At 69.0% G+C, this 18,015-nt stretch carries 17 protein-coding genes and 1 tRNA gene; 15 read left to right on the plus strand and 3 right to left on the minus strand.

Translation table 11 applies throughout. From position 1 onward, the window contains the following. Positions 1-49 precede the first annotated feature (49 nt). Both ACFWIW_RS28625 and ACFWIW_RS28630 read left to right on the plus strand, forming a co-directional pair. Positions 50-2,104, plus strand: a complete 2,055-nt coding sequence (locus tag ACFWIW_RS28625) for a bifunctional MFS transporter/dTMP kinase (protein WP_378371335.1) — start codon at positions 50-52, stop codon at positions 2,102-2,104. Beyond that, positions 2,101-3,297: a DNA polymerase III subunit delta' gene (locus ACFWIW_RS28630; protein WP_378371336.1), complete on the plus strand. Its 1,197-nt coding sequence runs from the start codon at positions 2,101-2,103 to the stop codon at positions 3,295-3,297. The genes ACFWIW_RS28625 and ACFWIW_RS28630 overlap by 4 nt, the downstream gene beginning before the upstream one ends. Positions 3,298-3,607: 310 nt before the next feature. On the opposite strand, the gene ACFWIW_RS28635 is transcribed toward ACFWIW_RS28630, so the two are convergent. Beyond that, positions 3,608-5,296, minus strand: a complete 1,689-nt coding sequence (locus ACFWIW_RS28635) for a hypothetical protein (RefSeq protein WP_378371337.1) — start codon at positions 5,294-5,296, stop codon at positions 3,608-3,610. Between the two features lie 141 nt (positions 5,297-5,437). Between ACFWIW_RS28635 and ACFWIW_RS28640 the strand changes: the two genes are divergently transcribed. Further along, positions 5,438-5,511, plus strand: a tRNA-Thr gene (locus tag ACFWIW_RS28640). 82 nt (positions 5,512-5,593) lie between these two features. Here the strand turns inward: ACFWIW_RS28640 and ACFWIW_RS28645 are convergent. After that, on the minus strand, positions 5,594-6,232 hold the full coding sequence (locus tag ACFWIW_RS28645; protein WP_378371338.1) for a TetR/AcrR family transcriptional regulator: 639 nt from the start codon (positions 6,230-6,232) through the stop codon (positions 5,594-5,596). 44 nt (positions 6,233-6,276) lie between these two features. Between ACFWIW_RS28645 and ACFWIW_RS28650 the strand changes: the two genes are divergently transcribed. The 6 genes from ACFWIW_RS28650 to ACFWIW_RS28675 all read left to right on the plus strand — a co-directional run bounded on the left by ACFWIW_RS28650 (position 6,277) and on the right by ACFWIW_RS28675 (position 12,515). Continuing rightward, positions 6,277-7,203 (plus strand): alpha/beta hydrolase, encoded by a 927-nt coding sequence (locus ACFWIW_RS28650; protein ID WP_378371339.1) that lies wholly within the window; start codon positions 6,277-6,279, stop codon positions 7,201-7,203. Further along, positions 7,200-8,015, plus strand: a complete 816-nt coding sequence (locus ACFWIW_RS28655; protein ID WP_378371340.1) for an SDR family NAD(P)-dependent oxidoreductase — start codon at positions 7,200-7,202, stop codon at positions 8,013-8,015. Before ACFWIW_RS28650 ends, ACFWIW_RS28655 begins: the two co-directional genes overlap by 4 nt. Continuing rightward, positions 8,015-8,944, plus strand: coding sequence for a ferritin-like domain-containing protein (locus ACFWIW_RS28660; RefSeq protein WP_378371341.1), 930 nt, complete (start codon positions 8,015-8,017; stop codon positions 8,942-8,944). Before ACFWIW_RS28655 ends, ACFWIW_RS28660 begins: the two co-directional genes overlap by 1 nt. Then, positions 8,941-9,426, plus strand: coding sequence for an FAD-dependent oxidoreductase (locus tag ACFWIW_RS28665; RefSeq protein ID WP_378371342.1), 486 nt, complete (start codon positions 8,941-8,943; stop codon positions 9,424-9,426). The genes ACFWIW_RS28660 and ACFWIW_RS28665 overlap by 4 nt, the downstream gene beginning before the upstream one ends. Beyond that, positions 9,423-10,910, plus strand: a complete 1,488-nt coding sequence (locus ACFWIW_RS28670; RefSeq protein ID WP_378371343.1) for a flavin-containing monooxygenase — start codon at positions 9,423-9,425, stop codon at positions 10,908-10,910. The genes ACFWIW_RS28665 and ACFWIW_RS28670 overlap by 4 nt, the downstream gene beginning before the upstream one ends. Positions 10,911-10,982: 72 nt before the next feature. Continuing rightward, entirely contained in the window at positions 10,983-12,515 is a 1,533-nt protein-coding gene (locus ACFWIW_RS28675) for a PstS family phosphate ABC transporter substrate-binding protein (RefSeq protein WP_378371344.1), read from the plus strand. Between the two features lie 55 nt (positions 12,516-12,570). Here the strand turns inward: ACFWIW_RS28675 and ACFWIW_RS28680 are convergent, their stop codons facing one another. Further along, positions 12,571-13,035, minus strand: coding sequence for a GreA/GreB family elongation factor (locus ACFWIW_RS28680; protein ID WP_037336264.1), 465 nt, complete (start codon positions 13,033-13,035; stop codon positions 12,571-12,573). Positions 13,036-13,158: 123 nt separating this feature from the next. Between ACFWIW_RS28680 and ACFWIW_RS28685 the strand changes: the two genes are divergently transcribed. The 6 genes from ACFWIW_RS28685 to glyA all read left to right on the plus strand — a co-directional run bounded on the left by ACFWIW_RS28685 (position 13,159) and on the right by glyA (position 17,954). After that, positions 13,159-13,746 carry a TetR/AcrR family transcriptional regulator gene (locus ACFWIW_RS28685; protein WP_016337793.1) on the plus strand — a complete coding sequence of 196 codons (588 nt, stop codon included), beginning with the start codon at positions 13,159-13,161 and terminating at the stop codon, positions 13,744-13,746. 115 nt (positions 13,747-13,861) lie between these two features. Next, positions 13,862-15,088 (plus strand): M14 family metallopeptidase, encoded by a 1,227-nt coding sequence (locus ACFWIW_RS28690; protein ID WP_378371349.1) that lies wholly within the window; start codon positions 13,862-13,864, stop codon positions 15,086-15,088. Positions 15,089-15,173: 85 nt separating this feature from the next. Next, a complete protein-coding gene (locus ACFWIW_RS28695) occupies positions 15,174-15,695 on the plus strand; it encodes a gamma carbonic anhydrase family protein (protein ID WP_240599244.1) in 522 nt (173 codons plus the stop codon). A gap of 34 nt (positions 15,696-15,729) precedes the next feature. Continuing rightward, positions 15,730-16,161 carry an uL11 family ribosomal protein gene (locus ACFWIW_RS28700; RefSeq protein ID WP_240599245.1) on the plus strand — a complete coding sequence of 144 codons (432 nt, stop codon included), beginning with the start codon at positions 15,730-15,732 and terminating at the stop codon, positions 16,159-16,161. Next, complete coding sequence (locus ACFWIW_RS28705; RefSeq protein ID WP_378371345.1) at positions 16,158-16,571, plus strand: hypothetical protein; 414 nt, start codon at positions 16,158-16,160, stop codon at positions 16,569-16,571. The genes ACFWIW_RS28700 and ACFWIW_RS28705 overlap by 4 nt, the downstream gene beginning before the upstream one ends. A 111-nt stretch (positions 16,572-16,682) precedes the next feature. Next, positions 16,683-17,954: a serine hydroxymethyltransferase gene (gene glyA / locus ACFWIW_RS28710; RefSeq protein WP_378371346.1), complete on the plus strand. Its 1,272-nt coding sequence runs from the start codon at positions 16,683-16,685 to the stop codon at positions 17,952-17,954. Positions 17,955-18,015 lie beyond the last annotated feature (61 nt).

The raw sequence follows: 18,015 nt of genomic DNA on the forward strand, positions 1-18,015 counted from the left end.
TCGCACCCCGGCGCCGCGTGACTAGTGGGGTGGGCGTATCAGCGAGGGCGTGCAGTCGGTGCCCGAGGCGGGCACGAGTGGTCCGTCGGGTCGTGACGCTTCCACCATGCACCGCGTGCGGCGGGTGCTGGCGATCAAGCCGTTCCGCCGGATCTGGGGCGTCTCGTACCTGTGCAGTGTCGCGGACTGGCTGAACCTCCTCACACTGACCGGCCTGGTCACCAAGCTGACCGACAACTACGCCGCGCAGAACTTCGCGTTCGTCGGGGTCGTGCTGACGTCGCTGCTGCCGGGGCTGCTGTTCGCCCCGCTCGGCGGGCTGCTCGCCGACCGGTTCGACCGGCGCAAGGTGATGGTGCTCTGCGACCTCGGCCGGTGCGGGTTCCTGCTGTCGATCGCGTTCGTCGGCACGCCGTGGTGGGTGTTCGTCGGGAACTTCCTGGTCGGCTGCTGCTCGATGATGTGGATCCCGTCGAAGGACGCGGCGGTGCCGAACCTGCTGCGCCGCCCGGACCAGGTCGAGACGGCCAACCAGCTCGGCATGGTGATGACCTACGGCCTCGCGGTGATCACCGCGGCCGGGGCGAACGCCGTGCTCACCGGTAGCAACACCACGTTCCACTTCTTCCAGGGCGACGCGCAGCTCGGCATCGCCAAGGTCGCCGTCGTCATCACCGGCCTGCTGTACCTGACCAGCGCGATCGTGATCGCGACCCGGATCCCCGAGCTGTCGCTGCGCAACGTCCACGCGGTCGAGAAGCCCAAGGTCAAGGCCGCCGACGAGGAGAAGTTCGGCTTCCGGCAGATGATCGCCGACGGCGCCCGTTTCGTGCGGACGACGCCGCTGGTACGCGGGCTGATGATCGGTGCTTTCGGCGCCTTCGCCGCCGGTGGCGCGGTGATCGGTTCGGCCAAGCCGTATTCGTCCAGCCTGCTCGCCGGTGACGCGGCGTTCAACCTGCTCGTCCTCGCCGTGTTCCTCGGGCTCGCCACCGGGATGGCGGTGGCCCCGAAGCTCGCGCGGCGGCTCGCGCACGACCGGCTGTTCGGGATCTCGATCGTCGCCGCGGGTCTGTGTCTCGTCGTGGTGGCGCTGTCGCCGCATCTCGCCGTTTCGCTGGTCGCGGTCGCCGCGGTCGGGGTCTGGGCGGGGACGGCGTTCCTGACCGGGGTCACGATCATCGGTTCGCGGATCGAGGACGCCGTCCGCGGCCGGATCAACGCGATCTACCAGTCGCTGATGAAGATCGTGCTGTTCGGCTCGACCGTGCTGGTGCCGCTGCTGATCAGCCTGGTCCACACCCGCAAGATCGAGGTGTTCGGCAGCCCGATCACGATCGACGGGACGCGGCCGGTGATGCTCGGCGGCGGTGTCCTCGCGCTGCTCGCCGGCATCTTCGCGTACCGGCAGATGGACGACCGGCGGGCCGAGCCGATCCTCGCCGACCTCCGCAACGCTTTGCGCCGCAGCCCGCGCCGGGTGAACGGGCTGCTGATCGCGCTCGAAGGCACGCGGGCGATCAACACCGAGACACAGGCCGCGCGGCTGGCCGAATGGCTGCGCGCGGGTACGCGTCCGGTCGTGCTGGCCGCGGATCCGGCGCTGGATGATCAGCGGCTCGCGAAGCTCGTCGCCGGCGCTTCGCTGTCCGGTGCGCGCGCGCAGGCGCTGGCCGCCGCGGCGGTGCGGGCGGATATCGTCGAACGGGACATCCAGCCCGCCCTCGACGCCGGTTCCGTCGTGGTGATGGAGCGGTTCGTGGATTCGCCGCTGGCGCATCTGTCCGCGGTCGCCGGGCTGGACAGCCAGGAGCTCGAAGGGCTCGCCGACTGGGCGACCGGCCGGTTGCGGCCCGACATCACCATCCTGCTCGACGCCGATCCCGGCACGGTGATGCGGAAGTCGGAGTCGCTGGACGCGCAGTGGCGGGTGCAGCATCTGCTCACGGAGATGGCCGCCGCCGACCCGGACCGGTATGTCGTGGTCGACGCGGAAGGCACCGAGGACGAAGTGAGCGACCGTGTGCGGACCGCGATCCGCGCGGTGCTCGTCGGCAGGCTCGCCGGGCTCGCTCCGGCGGAGGAGAAGGTCGAAGCGAGATGACGCTGATCGGGGTCTGGAAGCAGCTCGTCGGCCAGGAGCCGGCCGCGCGCACGCTTTCTTCGGCGTCGACCGCGGCCGCCCGGATCATCGACAACCAGCCTGTCGCGCCCGGCGCGATGACCCACGCTTGGCTGATAACCGGCCCGCCGGGTTCGGGTCGCTCGACGGCCGCGCGGGTTTTCGCGGCGGCGTTGCAGTGCAGCACCGGCACGGGCTGCGGCGAATGCCAGGGCTGCCGCACCGTGCTGGCCGGGACGCACGCGGACGTCAAACTCGTGGTGCCGGAAGGCCTTTCGATCTCGGTCGCCGAAATGCGTTCGCTGGTGCAGGCCGCCGCCCGCCGCCCGACCACCGGGAAGTGGCAGGTGGTGGTCATCGAGGACTCCGACAGGCTGACCGAAGGCGCGTCGAACGCGTTGCTGAAGGCCGTGGAGGAGCCGCCGGATCGCACGGTGTTCCTGCTGTGCGCGCCGTCGGATCACCCGGACGACGTGTCGGTGACGATCCGCTCGCGGTGCCGTCTGGTCACGTTGCGGACCCCGCCGCCCGAGGCGATCGCGCAGGTGCTGATGGAACGGGACGGCATCGATCCCGAGCGGGCGCGGTGGGCCGCGTCCGTCTCGAGTGGACATGTCGGCCGCGCGCGGCGGCTCGCCACCGACGAGGCGGCGCGGCAGCGGCGGGCGACGGTGCTGCGGATCCCGCTCGGCCTGCGACGGCCGTCCGATGTGTTCACTTGCGCCGATCAGCTGATCAGCGCGGCGGAGGCCGACGCGGGCGAGGAGAGCAAGGTCCGCGACGAGGCCGAACGTTCCGAACTGCGCACCGCGATGGGCGGTGACGGCACCGGAAAGGGTGTCGCCGGGGCGAAACGCGCCGCCGAAGCCGCCGTGAAGCAGCTCGAGAAGCGGCAGAAGTCGCGCGCGACCCGTACGCAGCGGGACACCCTCGATCTCGCGCTGGTGGACCTGGCCGCGTTCTACCGGGACGTGCTGGTGACCGCGAGCGGCGCGGGCGCGACGCTGAACCATCCCGACCACGCCTCGGAAATCTCGCAGGCCGCCTCCGCGTGGCCGCCGGACTCGATCCTGCGGCGGCTCGAAGCCGTCCTGGAATGCCGCGAAGCGATCGACCTGAACGTGAAGCCGCGGATCGCCGTCGAAGCCATGGTCACCACCCTGCGGCAAGGCTGATCCGCGCTACCCCAGCCCCCCGCCCGTCCCAGGGGGGCGACCCCGAGTCCAGTCTACCGGGGGTGGCGGGGGAAAAGGGCTGGTCGCGGGAGTTGTCCACAGGTGGGGATGGTTGTGGACAACTGCTGTGGGTAAGTGAAGTCGCTTCGGGTTCGGGTGGTGAGGGTTCCCAATGTCGCATTAGGGACGCTGAGCGTCTCAAATGCGACATTGGGAACCCCGGGAGCGCCGCAGGGCCGGGAGCTGAAGAGCGATCAGGAAGTACGAGCGGTCCTCTCACGCGGGGACGTGAAAGGACCGCTCGTCCCGTCTAGTCCTCCGAGTCCAGGGAGCGCGGACGCGGCGAAGGCTTGAAAGGCTTCTTCTCGACCGGAGCGGGAACCACCGCGAGACGGCGCCGTCCCGGCATGGCGGCCACGAGAACGACACCGAGCAGCAGCATCGCCGTACCCGACCAGAACATCGGCACCGTGTCGTAGGCGGCGTTGGTGTACGCCAGGTTCTTGACCGGCCCCTTCGGCGCCGCGCCACCGTTGTTGCCGGCGGGAGGTGCCTGAGCCGTACCGCACTCGACACCACCGGCGGGCGCGTACGCCCTGGCGATCTGCTCACCGAGCGAGATCTGGGCGAGCGACGAGGGCAGTTTCTTCGCGGCGTCCGGCGGCAGCGCCTTCTGCAGCGCCGTCGTCGGCAGGATCTGCAGGTCCAGCAGCCGCGCCGAAGCACCCATCTGGAAGCCCTTGAACGGCGAGGTCATGTCGCTCGACTTCTGGTTCAGCCCGGCGATCGACAGCTTCAGCACCCCGAGGTCGAGGGTGAGCCCGTTCCCGGCCTCGCCGCCGGGGAGCTGCTTGGTGGCACCGTTCATCATCTCGGCGAGCCCGCCGACGACCGGCACGTTCTTCAGCTGCTCGAAACCCGGCACCTGCTTGAGCGACGGCAGCGGGATCCCGATCGGGATGTCCTTGGTCGGGTTGTTCGCGTCGAGGGTGAACAGCACCTTGTCGCCGCGGACGATCTGCAGCACCGGCGCGGTGTACTCGACCTTCGACGTCTTCTTGTCGCCGGTCGAGGTGACCCGCAGCGTCGGCTGGCTGGCGACCTTGATCGTCAGGCCGAGCGGCGTGCCCTTCAGCAGTTCGATGTTGGCGGCCTGCAAGGTCGACGTCGACTCGACCGCCTTGTTCTTCGAGCCGGGGATGTCGACCAGCCTGACGACCGAACGCGACGACAGCGTGTTCGGCAGGCTCAGCACCGCGCCCTTGCCGTCGGCGCTGGTGCTGGTGCCCGAAAGCAGCCCGCCGAGGTTCGCCAGCGGGCCGAGCGCGGAAAGGCCGGCCTTGAGCTGGTCGGAGGCCTGGGTCAGCTGGTCGGCGCCCGGGATGTTCGGGATGGTCGGCAGCAGCGCGAGGTTCGCGATCGACGTGCTCGAATCGGCGATCGTGCCGACGCACGGCCCGAGCGTCGGGCTCCAGCGCGCGTGCGCCTGGCCGTTCAGCAGGCCGAGGTTGAACAGCGGGTTCGTCGGCGCGTTGAGGCCGCCGCTGATCGGCTTCGGGTTGTCCGGCAGCGCCGTCTGCACGAGGCTGCCCGGCGTCTGCGGCGCGTTGCCCGCCGCGGACAGGCCGAACGGCGACGACTGCGCGATCGCCTTTTCGTAGTTCAAGTAGGCCTCGGAGTTGGCCTGTGCGCTGGAAAGCCCCATCCCGGCTTCGAGCGCGGACTGCTTCGGCAGCAACTCGCCAGCTCCGGGCAGGATGGCGCTGGTCGGCACCGCGTTCGGCAGCAGCCGCAGCACCCCGAGCGCCGCCCCCGCGTCACCGACCGCCTTGCCCAGCGGCTGCGGCCCGATCGGCGCCGACATCGGCGGCTGTCCCGGATTCGCCGGATCGGGGATCGGCGTGGTCGGGATCGTCTGGGCGGTCGCCGGAGCCGCGGTCAGCAGAAGCAGGGCCGCGGCGGCGGGAAGCGCCAGCACACGGGGCAGTCGTTGCCGCATGAACAGGTCCTCCAGTGGGGGATGGGCCGATCTTGGGGGACTGAGACCGGCGTCATAGGACCTTAACGACGGTGGCCCTCGAAGGTGACGTTCAAGCCTCCGCTACACTTGGCTCCGTCATCGGGTGCGAGCCCGATGTCCGCCGCCTTAGCTCAGTCGGCCAGAGCGATTCACTCGTAATGAATAGGTCAGGGGTTCGATTCCCCTAGGCGGCTCCGCAGGTCAGGGCCTCATTCGGAACACTCCGGATGAGGCCCTGACGCATTTCGGGCCTGGTGCGGAGAACGCCCGGAAAGTTCACCCGTTGGTGTCACCCTTGAGGAACATCCGCGACAGCGAAGTACCCACTCCCGTGAGGTGGTCGACGAGCGCGTCCGCGTCCGCGTCGAGCAGTCCGGAGCGCCACGCGAGCATGATCTCCACGAAGCCGCCGATGCCCAGCAGGACATTGACCCGGAACTCCAGCCCGTCCACGTCCGGTTTCAGATGCGGCCGCGCCAGGTCGATCAGCAGGCCGGTGGTCTCCTGGACGGTCTGCCGCCGCAGTTGCTCCAGCACCGCGCTGCCCGCGTGGTCGCCGAACAGGATCTGCGCACGCGACGGCTCTTCCTGCACGTGGTGCACGACGACGTCGACGGCGGCGCGGAGCTGGTCCAGCGCTGGTTGCTCGATGTGGGCGGCGACGGCGTCGAGGACCATCCGCAGGGTTTCGTCGCGGACCTGTTCCCAGGCGGTGGCGAGCAGCGCGTCGCGGTTGGCGAAGCTCTCGTAGAAGTACCGGTCGGTCAGGTTCGCCCGCGCGCAGACGCCGCGCATGGTGACCGCCGCCCAGCCCTGTTCCTGCCAGATGTCGAGTGCGGCGCCGAGCAGGGCGAGCCGCCGTTCGGCACGGCGTTCGTCGGCGGTTTTGCCGCTGTAGCGGCGGGACGCGGTCACTCCTCCATCTTGACAGCAGGTGCCCTCAGATTCATTCTGAGGGCATGCGACTGCAGAATGGCCTGCGCGCTGGGGTGGCCTCCGCGCTGACGTCCGCTTTCGTGCGGCCGATCGCCAACGCGATCCCGGCCAACCGCGCGGGCGTCGCGTTCTCCAGGGCCTTCATCGCGAGCAGTTTGTGGCTGGCTTCGCCGCCGTTGAAGGGGAGCCGTATCGAGCCGGGCGTCCGCGGCGAGTGGGTCCGCGCGCCCGAGGTGAGCGAGGGCAACGCCGTGGTCCTCTACATCCACGGCAGCGGTTACGCGCTCTGCTCGGCGCGCACGCATCGCGGGCTGACCACTCGGGTCTCCGCGGGCACCGGGCTGCCGGTCTTCGCCTGCGAGTACCGGCTCGCGCCGCGGCACCGCTTCCCGAGCGCCGCCGACGACGTCCGCGCGGCCTACGACCGGCTTCTCGACCAGGGATATCGCCGGATCCTCGTCGCGGGCGACTCCGCGGGCGGGCATCTCGCGGTCGACCTCGCCGCGCAGCTGATCCGCGAGCACCGAGAACCGCCCGCGGCACTGGCGCTCTTCTCGCCGTTGTTCGACGTGACGTTTTCGCTGGCCGCCCAACGGGAACGCATGAGGCCGGACCCGATGATCTCCGCCGCGGCGGCCGCGCGGCTGGTCGGTCTGTACACAGTGGACGCCGACCTCGCGTCGGAACGGCTCCGGTTCGCCTTCGACGACATCAAGGGCTTCCCGCCGACGATCATCCAGGCGGGCGGACTCGAAATGCTCGCCGCGGACGCCATCGAACTCGCCAGGGCGTTGCGCCGCGCGGGAGCCGACTGCGAGCTCGATGTGGTCCCCGGCCAGATGCACGTCTTCCAGGCATTGACCCGCTTCATCCCCGAAGCGGCGCCGGCGATGGAGCGGGCTTGCCGCTTCCTCACCGGCAATCTCCCGGCGATCGTGAGGGCGGCATGACGAAACGGACCCAGGGGGCGCACGCCGTCGTCACAGGCGCGGGCAGCGGGATCGGGAGGGCGATCGCGGCCGAACTCGTCCGGCGTGGCAGCCGGGTCGTTTGCGCCGACATCGACCTCGAAGCCGCTGAAGAAACCGCGAAGATGCTCAAGGACGCGGTCGCCGTCGCCTGCGATGTGTCCGATGTGGACGAAGTCGCCGACTTGGCGAACCAGGCACGGTCCTGGTTCGGCCGCGAGCCGGACCTCGTCGTCAACAACGCCGGGATCGGCGCGGGCGGCAAACTCGTCGGGGAGAGCCCGCTGTCCGATTGGCAGCGCACTCTCGGCGTGAACCTCTGGGGCGTGATCCACGGCTGCCACACCTTCGTCCCGGCCATGCGGGCGGCGAAGGCGGGTGGCGTCATCAACGTCGCCTCGGCCGCCGGTTTCACCGCCGCGCCGAGGATGGCCGCGTACAACGTGAGCAAGGCCGGCGTCGTCAGCCTGTCCGAGACACTGGCCGCCGAACTGTCCGGCACCGGCGTCGCGGTCACCGTGCTGTGCCCGACCTTCGTGCGCACCAACATCTTCGGTGGCGAACTCATCGATGACGAGGCCCGTGGGCTCGCCAAACGGGTTTCCGACGTGGTCGGGTTTTCGCCGGAGCGCGTCGCGAAGATGACGCTCGACGCCCACGATCGCGGCCGCCTCTACGTGGTGCCGCAGCCCGATGCCCAGCTTCTCTGGCACGCCAAGCGGTTCGTGCCCGTCCCGTACACGCGGATCGCCGGCTTGCTCGGCCGGTTCCTGCCAGCCGAAAAGGAGAAGTGATGGCCTACGACTTCGCGGCGATGCTCCAGACCATCAAGGACAAGCAGTGGTCGCTGGCCGACATCGACTGGGACGCGCCCGGCGCGGAGACGATGACCGACGAACTGCGCGCCAAGATGCGGCCGTTCATGGCCGATCTCGTGTGGATCGAACACGTCGGCGCGCGCGGGTTCGCGTCGCTGGCCAAGAAGGCGCCGACCCCGGTGATCCAGGAGATCTACCGCTACTTCCACGCCGAAGAACAAAAGCACGCCAACGCGGAACTGGCGCTCATGAAGCGCTGGGGCATGCTCGACGAGCACGGTTCGATGCCCGAGCCGAACATCAACGTCAAGCTCGCCATCAAGGTCCTCGACGACTACGGCGACACGCTCCCGCTGACGGCGCTCGCCACGCTCATCCCGCTGCTGGAATGCGCGCTGGACGGCGCACTGGTGAAATTCCTGCTGGAAGAGGTCTCCGATCCGGTGTGCCACCAGGTGTTCCGGCATATCAACTCCGACGAGTCCCGGCACATCACGGCCGATTTCGAGGTCTTGGAACTGATCGGCGCCGGATCCACGACCAAACTGCTCACCGAATCGATCGGCTCGCTCAAACCCCAGATCGTCCTCGGCCTGATCGTGGTGTTCGTGCCGCTGATCAACAAGATGCGGGACAACATCGTCGCGATGGGCCTACCGGAGAAGAAGCTGTACAACGCCGTGAAACGGTTCTCCGCCATCGGCGGCCGCGGCGAGTTCACGAAACGCATCCCGGCCTATCACGTGCTCAAGGCGCAGGCGGCGATGATCGTCGACCGCTCGCACGTCTACCACCGGCTGCTCGCCGACCCGATGGTCAAGGTGACCCGCCTGATCCCCGCGCGGCTGCTGGGAAAGCCGCAGTCGTGGACCGAGGAGATCACCCACGAACCGGTGGCGTCATGAGCCTCGGCGAATTCCGGGGCGAGGTGCTGCGCGGCACCGAATGGTTCGGGCACGACTTCACCGGGCAGCGTGTCGCCGTGGTCGCGCCCGGCCGCGAGGCGGCGCAGATCGTGCCCGAGGTCGCGGCCACCGCACGTGCGGTGAAGGTGTTCCAGGAGGAGCCGGACTGGGTGGTGCCGATGCCGGTCCCCGGTCCGACCGTCCTCGGCATCGCCGTCGCCCGGATTTTCCTGCGCTGGCAGGTGAAAGACCCGTGGCTCCGAAGGCTCCTGACGCCTGATCGCCGGTTCGGGTCGCGGCGGACGGCGCCGGGTCTCGGCTACTACGGGGCGCTGCGGCGGCCAGGCTGCAAGCTCATCACCTGGCCGGTCTACGCCTTCGCGACGCACGGAATCCGCACCGCCGAAGGTATCGAGCACCAGGCCGACGTCGTCGTGCTCGGCGCGAGTTCGCAATTCGCCAAGGAAGGACTTGCCGCATGAAGCCGGACCACGAGATCGCGATCATCGGCGGGGGCTTCTCCGGTATCGGCGCCGCGATCCTGCTGCACAAGGCGGGTTTCGAGGACTTCCTGATGCTGGAAGAGGGTGACGGCGTCGGCGGCGCCTGGCACTGGAACACCTATCCCGGGGTCGCCGTCGACATCCCGTCGTTCAGCTACCAGTTCTCCTTCGAGCAGATCTCCGGCTGGTCGCGGGTCTACGCGCCCGGCCGCGAGCTGAAGGCGTACGCCGACTACTGCGTCGACAAGTACGACATCCGCCGCCGCACGCGCCTCGGCAGCAAGGTCGTCTCCGCGACCTTCGACGACGAAACGCACTTGTGGCGCCTCGAAACCGCCGAAGGCTGGTCGATGACGGCCAGGTTCGTCGTCGGCGCCACCGGCGTGCTCACCCAGCCGAAACCGCCGGACATCGACGGGATCGACGGCTTCCGGGGCACGGTCATGCACACCGCGCGCTGGGACCACTCCGTCGACCTGCGGGGCAAACGCGTCGCCGTCGTCGGCACCGGGGCCTCGGCCGTGCAGGTGATCCCGTCCATCGCGCCGGAGGCGGGCCATCTGACGGTGTTCCAGCGCACGCCGATCTGGTGCCTGCCCAAACCCGACGCCGTGCTGCCCAGGACGGCGCGGCTCGCGCTGCGGCGGCTGCCGGGCGCGAAACTGGTGTCCCGCCTGGCCAGCCAGGCCCTCGTCGAGGTGACCTTCCCGCTGGCCGCGCATTTCCACCACCTGCTGCCGACCGCCGGCGCGGGCGAACGGATCGGGCGCGCGCATCTGCGCCGCGCGGTCAAGGATCCCGAAACCCGCGAGAAGCTGACCCCGCGCTATGCCTTGGGCTGCAAGCGGCCGAGCTTCTCCAACGAATACCTCCAGACCTTCAACCGGGACGACGTCACGCTGGAGACCACGGGTATCGACGCGATCACCGAATCCGGTGTGCGCACCGTCGACGGCACCGAGTATCCGGTCGACGTCCTGGTGCTGGCGACCGGGTTCAAGGTGTTCGAGAAGGGCAACATGCCCGCCTTCACCGTGCGCGGGACGGGCGGCGCCGATCTGGAGAAATTCTGGGAGGAGAACCGCTTCCAGGCCTATCAGGGCGTCAGCGTCCCCGGCTTCCCGAACCTGTTCACCATTCTCGGGCCCTACGGCTACAACGGTTCCTCGTATTTCAACCTCATCGAGACGCAGACCGCGCACATCATCCGCTGCCTGCGCAACGCCCGGAAGACCGGCGCGACGCGCGTGGAGGTCACGAACGAGGCCAACGACCGGTACTTCCGGAGCATGCTGGACCGCCGCAAGCACCAGGTGTTCTTCCAGGACAGCTGCTCGCTGGCCAACAGCTACTACTTCGACGCGAACGGGGACGTGCCGTTCCGCGCCTCGCCCACGCTGGAAACCATGGTGACGAGCCGGTTCTTCGACCTCGACGACTACGCCTTCGCGGACGGCCGGTGAACACTGGCTGAAGTCCGCCGTCCCCTGCCTTGATGAGCCATAGGTTCGATACCCCGAACCTGGAGGCTGGTCTTGGAAGGCTTTCCCTGGGACGTCCTGCTCGCGGTGGCCGGGATCGGCGTCCCGGCCGTCGCGTTCCTGTGGGAGTTCGTGCTCGTCGGCCGCAAACGGCTCGGCTACCGCGTGCAGATGGACACCCCGACGGCGTCCGGGCGCGGGTTCGCGCCGACGGCCGACGCGCTCGCGCAGCTGCAGCACGAGAACGGCGAGCGGCTCGTCGATCCGTCGTTCGTGCTGCTGCGCATCGAGAACAACGGCACCACCGACATCGACACCGACGACTACGCGGTCAACGAGAACGACCGCGTCGGCATCCGCGTGAAATTCCCCGGCCGCACCGTGGCCGGGATGGTGGTGACCGAGCTCAGCTCGCCGCATCTGCACGAATGCTTCGGCGACGACTCCGGTTTCGGCGCTCGCGACGAGAACCCCGCACGGCCGTCGGGCGTGATCGACCTGCCGAGGGTGCCGCTGAACCGCGGCGCGCACTACAAGGTCCTCGCCGTGCTCGACCGGATCCCCAACGGCTCTCCCGACGACTTCGACGATCCTCAGGTCGTCGGGGAGATCAAGGGCGGCAGCCTCCGCGAGACCAAGAGCCGCACGGGGCCGACGGGTTCGGTGATGGCGCTGGTCCTCTTCCTCGTGGTGATCAGCATCTTCCAGCTGACCCGCTCCCTGTTCTTCGACGAGAAGCCGCCGCCGCTGGACTGCGCGTCCGGGAAGCTCACGATCACCGGATCGACCGCCTTCGCGCCGGTGCTGAAGGAAGCCACGGCTTCGTACTCGAAGACGTGCCCGGGCGCGTCGTTCGTCTTCGACACCCGGGGGAGCGCGGAGGGGCTCGGCAGCCTGAACCAGGCCGGGAACGACGGCGTGCTGGCGTTCTCCGACGGCGCCAAGGGCGAGGGTTTCCCGCGGCTGCTGCCGCGTCCGGTCGCGTTCTCGCTGTTCACGCTCGTGGTCAACAAGGAGGCCGGCGTCCAGGACCTCACGCTCGCGCAGATCCGCGACGTCTACGACGGCAAGATCGCGAACTGGCGGGAGATCGGCGGCAAGGACCAGCCGGTCCGGCTCGTCGACCGGCATTCCGACTCCGGTACGCGGCGGACGTTCGAGGCCCGGATCCTGGCGGGCAAACGAGAGCCGGGCGACAACTCCGACGACTGCCTCAAACCGGCGCCGGGTGCCCAGCCGGGAGTGGTGCGGTGCGCGAAGCCGTCCACGAACGACGTCCTCGACGCGGTGTCGCGGGTACCCGGCGCGCTGGGTTACAGCGAACTGGGCGCCGCCACGAAACGCGAGGACGTGCTGGCGGTGCGGATCGACGGCCACCAGGCGACCCTGGAGGGCGCGATCCACGCGGCGTACCCGTTCTGGGAGACCGAGTACGCGTACACGTTCGGTGAGCCGAAGGCGGACTCGCTCGTGGCGAGCTTCCTGCGGTACCTGACGAATCAGGTCGGCAAGGACATCGTGCGGTCGCATGGGCACCGGCCGTGCGCGGAGCTGGCGAACCCGGTGCTGTGCCGTCCAGGCGCGTGACCGATCTCGTGAGTGGTAAGGACGGTTAGAACCGTCCTTACCACTCACGAGACGGTCAGGCGGGCGGCTTCAGGGTGACGACGGTGGCGCTGGTCTCGCCGCGCGGCGTCCGGTACGTGATCTCGTCGCCCTCCTTGGCGCCGACGAGCGCGAGGCCGAGCGGGCTGTCCGAGGTGACCGTGGAGGCGTCCGCGTCCTCGCCGGGGATCGTGACGATGTGGAGCTCGTCCTCGTCGCCGTCGGCGAACCTGAGGGTGACGGTGGTGCCGTCGGGGAGCAGGCCCTTGCTGTCGCGGCCGCCGTGCTCGAGTTTCGCGGCGACGTCGGCGATGCGCCGGTCGAGGTAGGCGGCGGCCTCCGCGCGGTCCAGCACCTCCGCCTGGTCGGCGGCGTCGCCGGTTCGTTCCTGCTCGCCGACGAGCGGCGCCATCGCGTCGCGCTGCGCACGCAGATCGGCGAGTTCCTTCTCCAGCTGCCGTCGTGCGGCCGGGCTGAACCCGTTGTCCCCTGAGGTCACCATGCCGGGCATTGTCCGCTACGGATCGGCGGCTAGCCACCTAGATTTTTCACCCGCTGTGATCGGACAGGACGGCTGCCCTAAACTTCAGGGCTCATGTCCTGACTACTTGGTGTAAGGAACTTCGTGACCGCCGTTCCCGGCCGCAGCGCGCGGCTCTCCCCCAATCAGCTGCAGAAACAGGAACAGATCGTCGAAGCGGCGCGGGTCGTGCTCGCCAGGGACGGGCTCGCGGGCTGCACCGTGCGGGCGATCGCGGACGCCGGGCCGCTCACGAAGAGTGCGATTCATTACTACTTCGCGGACATCGACGTCTTGATCGACCGCGCGATGGCGGCGCACATCACAACGTTCATCGCCGATTTGCGCAAAATATCGGCGAAACACGATCACCCGGATGAGCGGCTGTTCGCCGCGCTGGAGGCCTTCCTCGCCGAGTTCTCCGGCCGTCCGAACGCGGCCTTCCTCTGGTTCGAGTACTGGATCGCCGCGGGCCGCGCGCAGCACCCGCAGGCCATCGACGTAATGCTGACCTCGATCACCGAACTGCTCGCGGAACTGCTCGCCCCGCTCGACGTCGAAGACCCGCGGGCACGGGCGCGGGCCCTGCTGTCCTATCTGCTCGGCGCGATCGTCCAGCAGCGGGTCCGGCGGCGGCCGTTCGCCGCACTGCGCGGTGACATCGAAGCGCTCTGTTTCGCGAACTACGGCTAGAAATACGCATTAGATCCGTACCGTTACGGATTGTTCTCCTCTTCCGGCTCCGGCCATGGTGAGGTTCCCCTTCCCCTGCCTGAGCTAGGAGACGACGATGCGCATAAGACGGTGCATGGCCGTGGCGATCGCGGCCGTCGCGGCGTTCACCATCCCGGTCGCCGCGAGTCCGGCGACCGCCGACCAGCAGGCCGAGGACGCGCAGGTCCAGATCTACGAGATCTTCGGCACCGGGACCGCCCAGCAGCGCACCCAGATCTCCCGGCTGGGCGTCGACGTCCTCGGCTCCGCGGGCGGCACGACCACGTTCATCGGCGAGGCACGCGACGCGGCGAAGATCCGTTCGCTCGGCTACCGCGTCGAGCAGCGCGGCGTGGTCGACCGGTCGGAGAAGGTCGGCACCAACGCGATCAACGACTTCCCGCCGTCGGACTCCGGCTTCCACAACTACGCCGAGGTGACGACCGAACTCCGCAACGCCCAGTCGAACTTCGGCTCGATCGCGCGGCTGAGCAGCGTCGGCAACTCGTATCAGGGCCGGGCGCTGAACATGCTGAAGATCAGCGACAACGTCGGCACCGACGAGAACGAGCCCGAGGTCCTGTTCACCTGCAACCAGCACGCCCGCGAGCACCTCACCACCGAGATGTGCCTGCGGATCGTGAACCGGTTCACCCAGGGCTACGCCTCCGACCCGGCGATCAAGCGCTTCGTCGACAGCGCCGAGATCTACGTGATCCCGAACGTCAACCCCGACGGCTCGGAGTACGACATCTCCGGCGGCAGCTACAAGTACTGGCGCAAGAACCGCCAGGGCAACGGCACCGACCCCAACCGCAACTGGGGTTACAACTGGGGCTGCTGCGGCGGCTCGTCGGGCTCGACCACCAGCGAGACCTACCGCGGCCCGTCGGCGTTCTCCGCGCCGGAGACCCGCGCGGTGTCCAACTTCGTCAACTCGCGCAAGATCGGCGGCGTCCAGCAGATCAAGGCGAGCATCGACTTCCACACCTACTCGGAGCTCGTGCTGTGGCCGTTCGGCTTCACCTACAACGACACCGCACCCGGCATGACGGCGGCCGAGGCGCAGCGGTTCCAGACGCTGGGACGTCAGCTGGCGGCGACCAACGGCTACACGCCTCAGCAGTCGAGCGACCTGTACATCACCGACGGGACGATCGACGACTGGATGTGGGGCACCCACAAGATCCTGAGCTTCACCTTCGAGATGTACCCGCGGGGCTCCAACCCCGGTTTCTACCCGCCCGACGAGGTGATCGTCCGGGAGACCACGCGTAACGACAAGGCCGTGGACCTCCTGCTGAACACCGCCATCGGCTGACCTCTGTAGCGCGTGAAGGCCCCCTTCCCTCGGCTCAGCCGCGTGAAGGGGGCCTTCACGCGCTCGGGCGCATAGGGTGCGGGGTATGCCGATGTTCGAATTCGAGGGGCAGCGTCCCCAGGTGGATCCCGAAGCGTGGATCGCCCCCACCGCCACCCTGATCGGCGACGTCGTCGTCGAGAAGGGCGCCTCCGTCTGGTACGGCGCCGTGCTGCGCGCCGACTTCGGGAAGATCGTCATCCGCGAGGGCGCCAACGTCCAGGACAACTCGGTCATCCACGTCAACGGCGGCGTGACCGAGGTCGGCAAGAACGCCACCGTCGGGCACCAGTGCCTCGTGCACGACTGCACGGTCGGCGAGCAGGCGCTGATCGGAAACGGCTCGACCGTGCTCGACAAGGCGCAGATCGGCGCGAAGGCACTGGTCGCCGCCGGCGCCACGGTGACACCCGGGATGGTCATCCCGCCGGAGACGGTCGCGATGGGCAGCCCGGCGAAGAAGCACGTCCCGCTCGACGGCACCGCCCGCGGCTGGGTCGAGCACAACGCGGTGATCTACCAGGAGCTGGCGCGCCGTCACGCGGAAAGCGTGAAGCCGATCGATTGACTCTCCAGTAACTGGAGACCATAGCTTCGGTCGCATGGCACCGAAGTCGAAGAAGAAAACACATCAGGCGACCCTCGAGCTGACCGCCGGCAACGCGCCGGTGGTCGACCTCGGGAAGACGCTCGGGCAGACCGGCGTGAACCTCGTCGAGGTCAAGAAGGCCTACGACGCGGCGACGGCGGCGCAGCGGGGCGACATCGTCCCGGTGGTCGTGTCGGTGTTCGAGGACAGGTCCTTCGAACTTCGGCTGAAGACCCCGCCTGCGTCGTTCCTCATCAAGAAGGCCTTGGGCGGCAAGGGATCCGGCCGCCCTGGGCATGAGGTCGCCGGGAAGCTGACCCAGGAGCAGCTGCGCGAGATCGCCGAGCGGAAACTGCCGGACCTCAACACCGGCGACGTCGAAGCGGCCATGCGCACGATCGCGGGCACCGCTCGCTCGATGGGCGTCGCGATCGAAGAACCGTGACCCGCAAGCACGTGATCGTCCCGCCTTTCCGCGACCTCGACCCGGCCCTCGAAGTCGCGGAAAGGCTGCTGGCCCAAGGGAATCCGTGGCTCGCCGGCGTCGTATCGGCGCTGCCCGACGAACACGCCGCCGCCGATCGGCTCAACCGGATCCTCGCCGGGACCGGCGCCGCGCCGAGGCTGGTCGAGTCCGGGAAGGGCTGGCGGTTGGTGCAGGTGACGGCGTGGCCCGGCTGCGGTGACCTGGTCGCGGGCGCCTCCGGGCTGGCGGAACTGGTCGCGTTCGGCGGCTGGCGGCGGATCAAACGCTGTGCCGTCTGCGCACAGGCGTTCTGCGACCGCACGGCCGGATGCAGCCGCCGGTGGTGTGCCGGACATCGTCCGCACGCCGGGTCCCGCCCCGTGCTCTAGGCTTGTCCGCACCAGCGACTGGCGCCATTTGAGGTGGAGCACCACCGGGAAGCGACGACAAGGCCGGTACCGCGCGCCTGGGTCCGGCCGTCTCTGGCAGGAGTACGTCCGATGACACACCAGCCCGAACTTTCCGCGCTCGCCGCCGCCGACCCGCAGATCGCGGGGCTCGTGGAGGACGAGGCGAAACGCCAGCACGACAAGATCCGCCTGATCGCGTCCGAGAACTACGTTTCCCAGGCCGTACTGGAGGCGACCGGCACCGTCCTCACCAACAAGTACTCCGAGGGCTACGCGGGCAAGCGGTACTACGAGGGCCAGCAGCTCATCGACCAGGTCGAGAACCTCGCCATCGAACGCGCGAAGGCCGTCTTCGGCGTGGACCACGCAAACGTCCAGCCGTACTCCGGCTCCCCGGCGAACCTGGCGGTGTACCTCGCTTTCGCGCAGCCCGGTGACACCGTGCTCGGCATGGCGCTGCCGGACGGCGGCCACCTCACGCACGGCTGGAGCGTGTCCGCGACCGGCAAATGGTTCACCCCGGTCCGCTACGGCGTCCGCAAGGAGACCGGCCGCGTCGACCTCGACCAGGTCCGCGAACTCGCGCTGAAGCACCGGCCGAAGCTGATCTTCGCGGGTGGCACGGCGATCCCGCGCACCATCGACTTCCCGGCGTTCGCGGAGATCGCCCGTGAGGTCGACGCCGTGCTGGTCGCCGACATCGCGCATATCGCCGGGCTGGTCGCCGGTGGCGCGCACCCGTCGCCGGTCGGGCACGCGCAGGTCATCACCACGACCACGCACAAGACGCTGCGCGGCCCGCGCGGCGCGATGATCCTGTCCGACGCCGACCACGCGAAGGCCGTCGACAAGGCGGTGTTCCCCGGCCTGCAGGGCGGCCCGCACAACCACACCACCGCCGCGATCGCCGTCGCGCTGGGCGAGGCGCAGAAGCCGGAGTTCTCCGAGTACGCGCACCGCATCGTCGCCAACGCGCGTGCGCTGGCGGAGGCGCTGGTCGAGCGCGGTTACGACCTCGTGTCCGGCGGTACCGACAACCATCTGCTGCTGATCGACCTGACGAACAAGAACGTGCCGGGCAAACCCGCCGCGCAGGCGCTGGACCGCGCCGGGATCGAACTGAACTACAACACCGTGCCGTTCGACCCGCGCAAGCCGTTCGACCCGTCCGGTATCCGGCTCGGCACCTCCGCGATCACCACCCGCGGGCTCGAGCCGGAGCACCAGGCGCAGGTCGCGGAGTGGATCGACCGCACGATCACCGCGGCGGCGGGCGAGGAGCAGTCCGCTTTGGACACCATCGCCGCCGAGATCCGCGAGTTCCTGGCGCCGTTCCCGATCCCGGGCTACTCGGCGAAGTAGGGGCTGAGGGCGGCGGCTAAGCGTTGGGGCTCGTGAGTGGCAAGGACGGTTAGAACCTTCC

This window comes from Amycolatopsis sp. NPDC058340 (genome assembly GCF_042723975.1).
Taxonomy (GTDB): domain Bacteria; phylum Actinomycetota; class Actinomycetes; order Mycobacteriales; family Pseudonocardiaceae; genus Amycolatopsis.

Bases quoted from the DNA above. Each gene is read 5' to 3' on its own strand.
- ACFWIW_RS28630 (WP_378371336.1), top strand. From the start codon at position 2,101: ATGACGCTGATCGGGGTCTGGAAGCAGCTCGTCGGCCAGGAGCCGGCC.
- ACFWIW_RS28635 (WP_378371337.1), bottom strand. From the start codon at position 5,296: ATGCGGCAACGACTGCCCCGTGTGCTGGCGCTTCCCGCCGCCGCGGCC.
- ACFWIW_RS28650 (WP_378371339.1), top strand. From the start codon at position 6,277: ATGCGACTGCAGAATGGCCTGCGCGCTGGGGTGGCCTCCGCGCTGACG.
- ACFWIW_RS28655 (WP_378371340.1), top strand. From the start codon at position 7,200: ATGACGAAACGGACCCAGGGGGCGCACGCCGTCGTCACAGGCGCGGGC.
- ACFWIW_RS28660 (WP_378371341.1), top strand. From the start codon at position 8,015: ATGGCCTACGACTTCGCGGCGATGCTCCAGACCATCAAGGACAAGCAG.
- ACFWIW_RS28665 (WP_378371342.1), top strand. From the start codon at position 8,941: ATGAGCCTCGGCGAATTCCGGGGCGAGGTGCTGCGCGGCACCGAATGG.
- ACFWIW_RS28670 (WP_378371343.1), top strand. From the start codon at position 9,423: ATGAAGCCGGACCACGAGATCGCGATCATCGGCGGGGGCTTCTCCGGT.
- ACFWIW_RS28680 (WP_037336264.1), bottom strand. From the start codon at position 13,035: ATGGTGACCTCAGGGGACAACGGGTTCAGCCCGGCCGCACGACGGCAG.
- ACFWIW_RS28690 (WP_378371349.1), top strand. From the start codon at position 13,862: ATGGCCGTGGCGATCGCGGCCGTCGCGGCGTTCACCATCCCGGTCGCC.
- ACFWIW_RS28695 (WP_240599244.1), top strand. From the start codon at position 15,174: ATGCCGATGTTCGAATTCGAGGGGCAGCGTCCCCAGGTGGATCCCGAA.
- ACFWIW_RS28700 (WP_240599245.1), top strand. From the start codon at position 15,730: ATGGCACCGAAGTCGAAGAAGAAAACACATCAGGCGACCCTCGAGCTG.
- glyA (WP_378371346.1), top strand. From the start codon at position 16,683: ATGACACACCAGCCCGAACTTTCCGCGCTCGCCGCCGCCGACCCGCAG.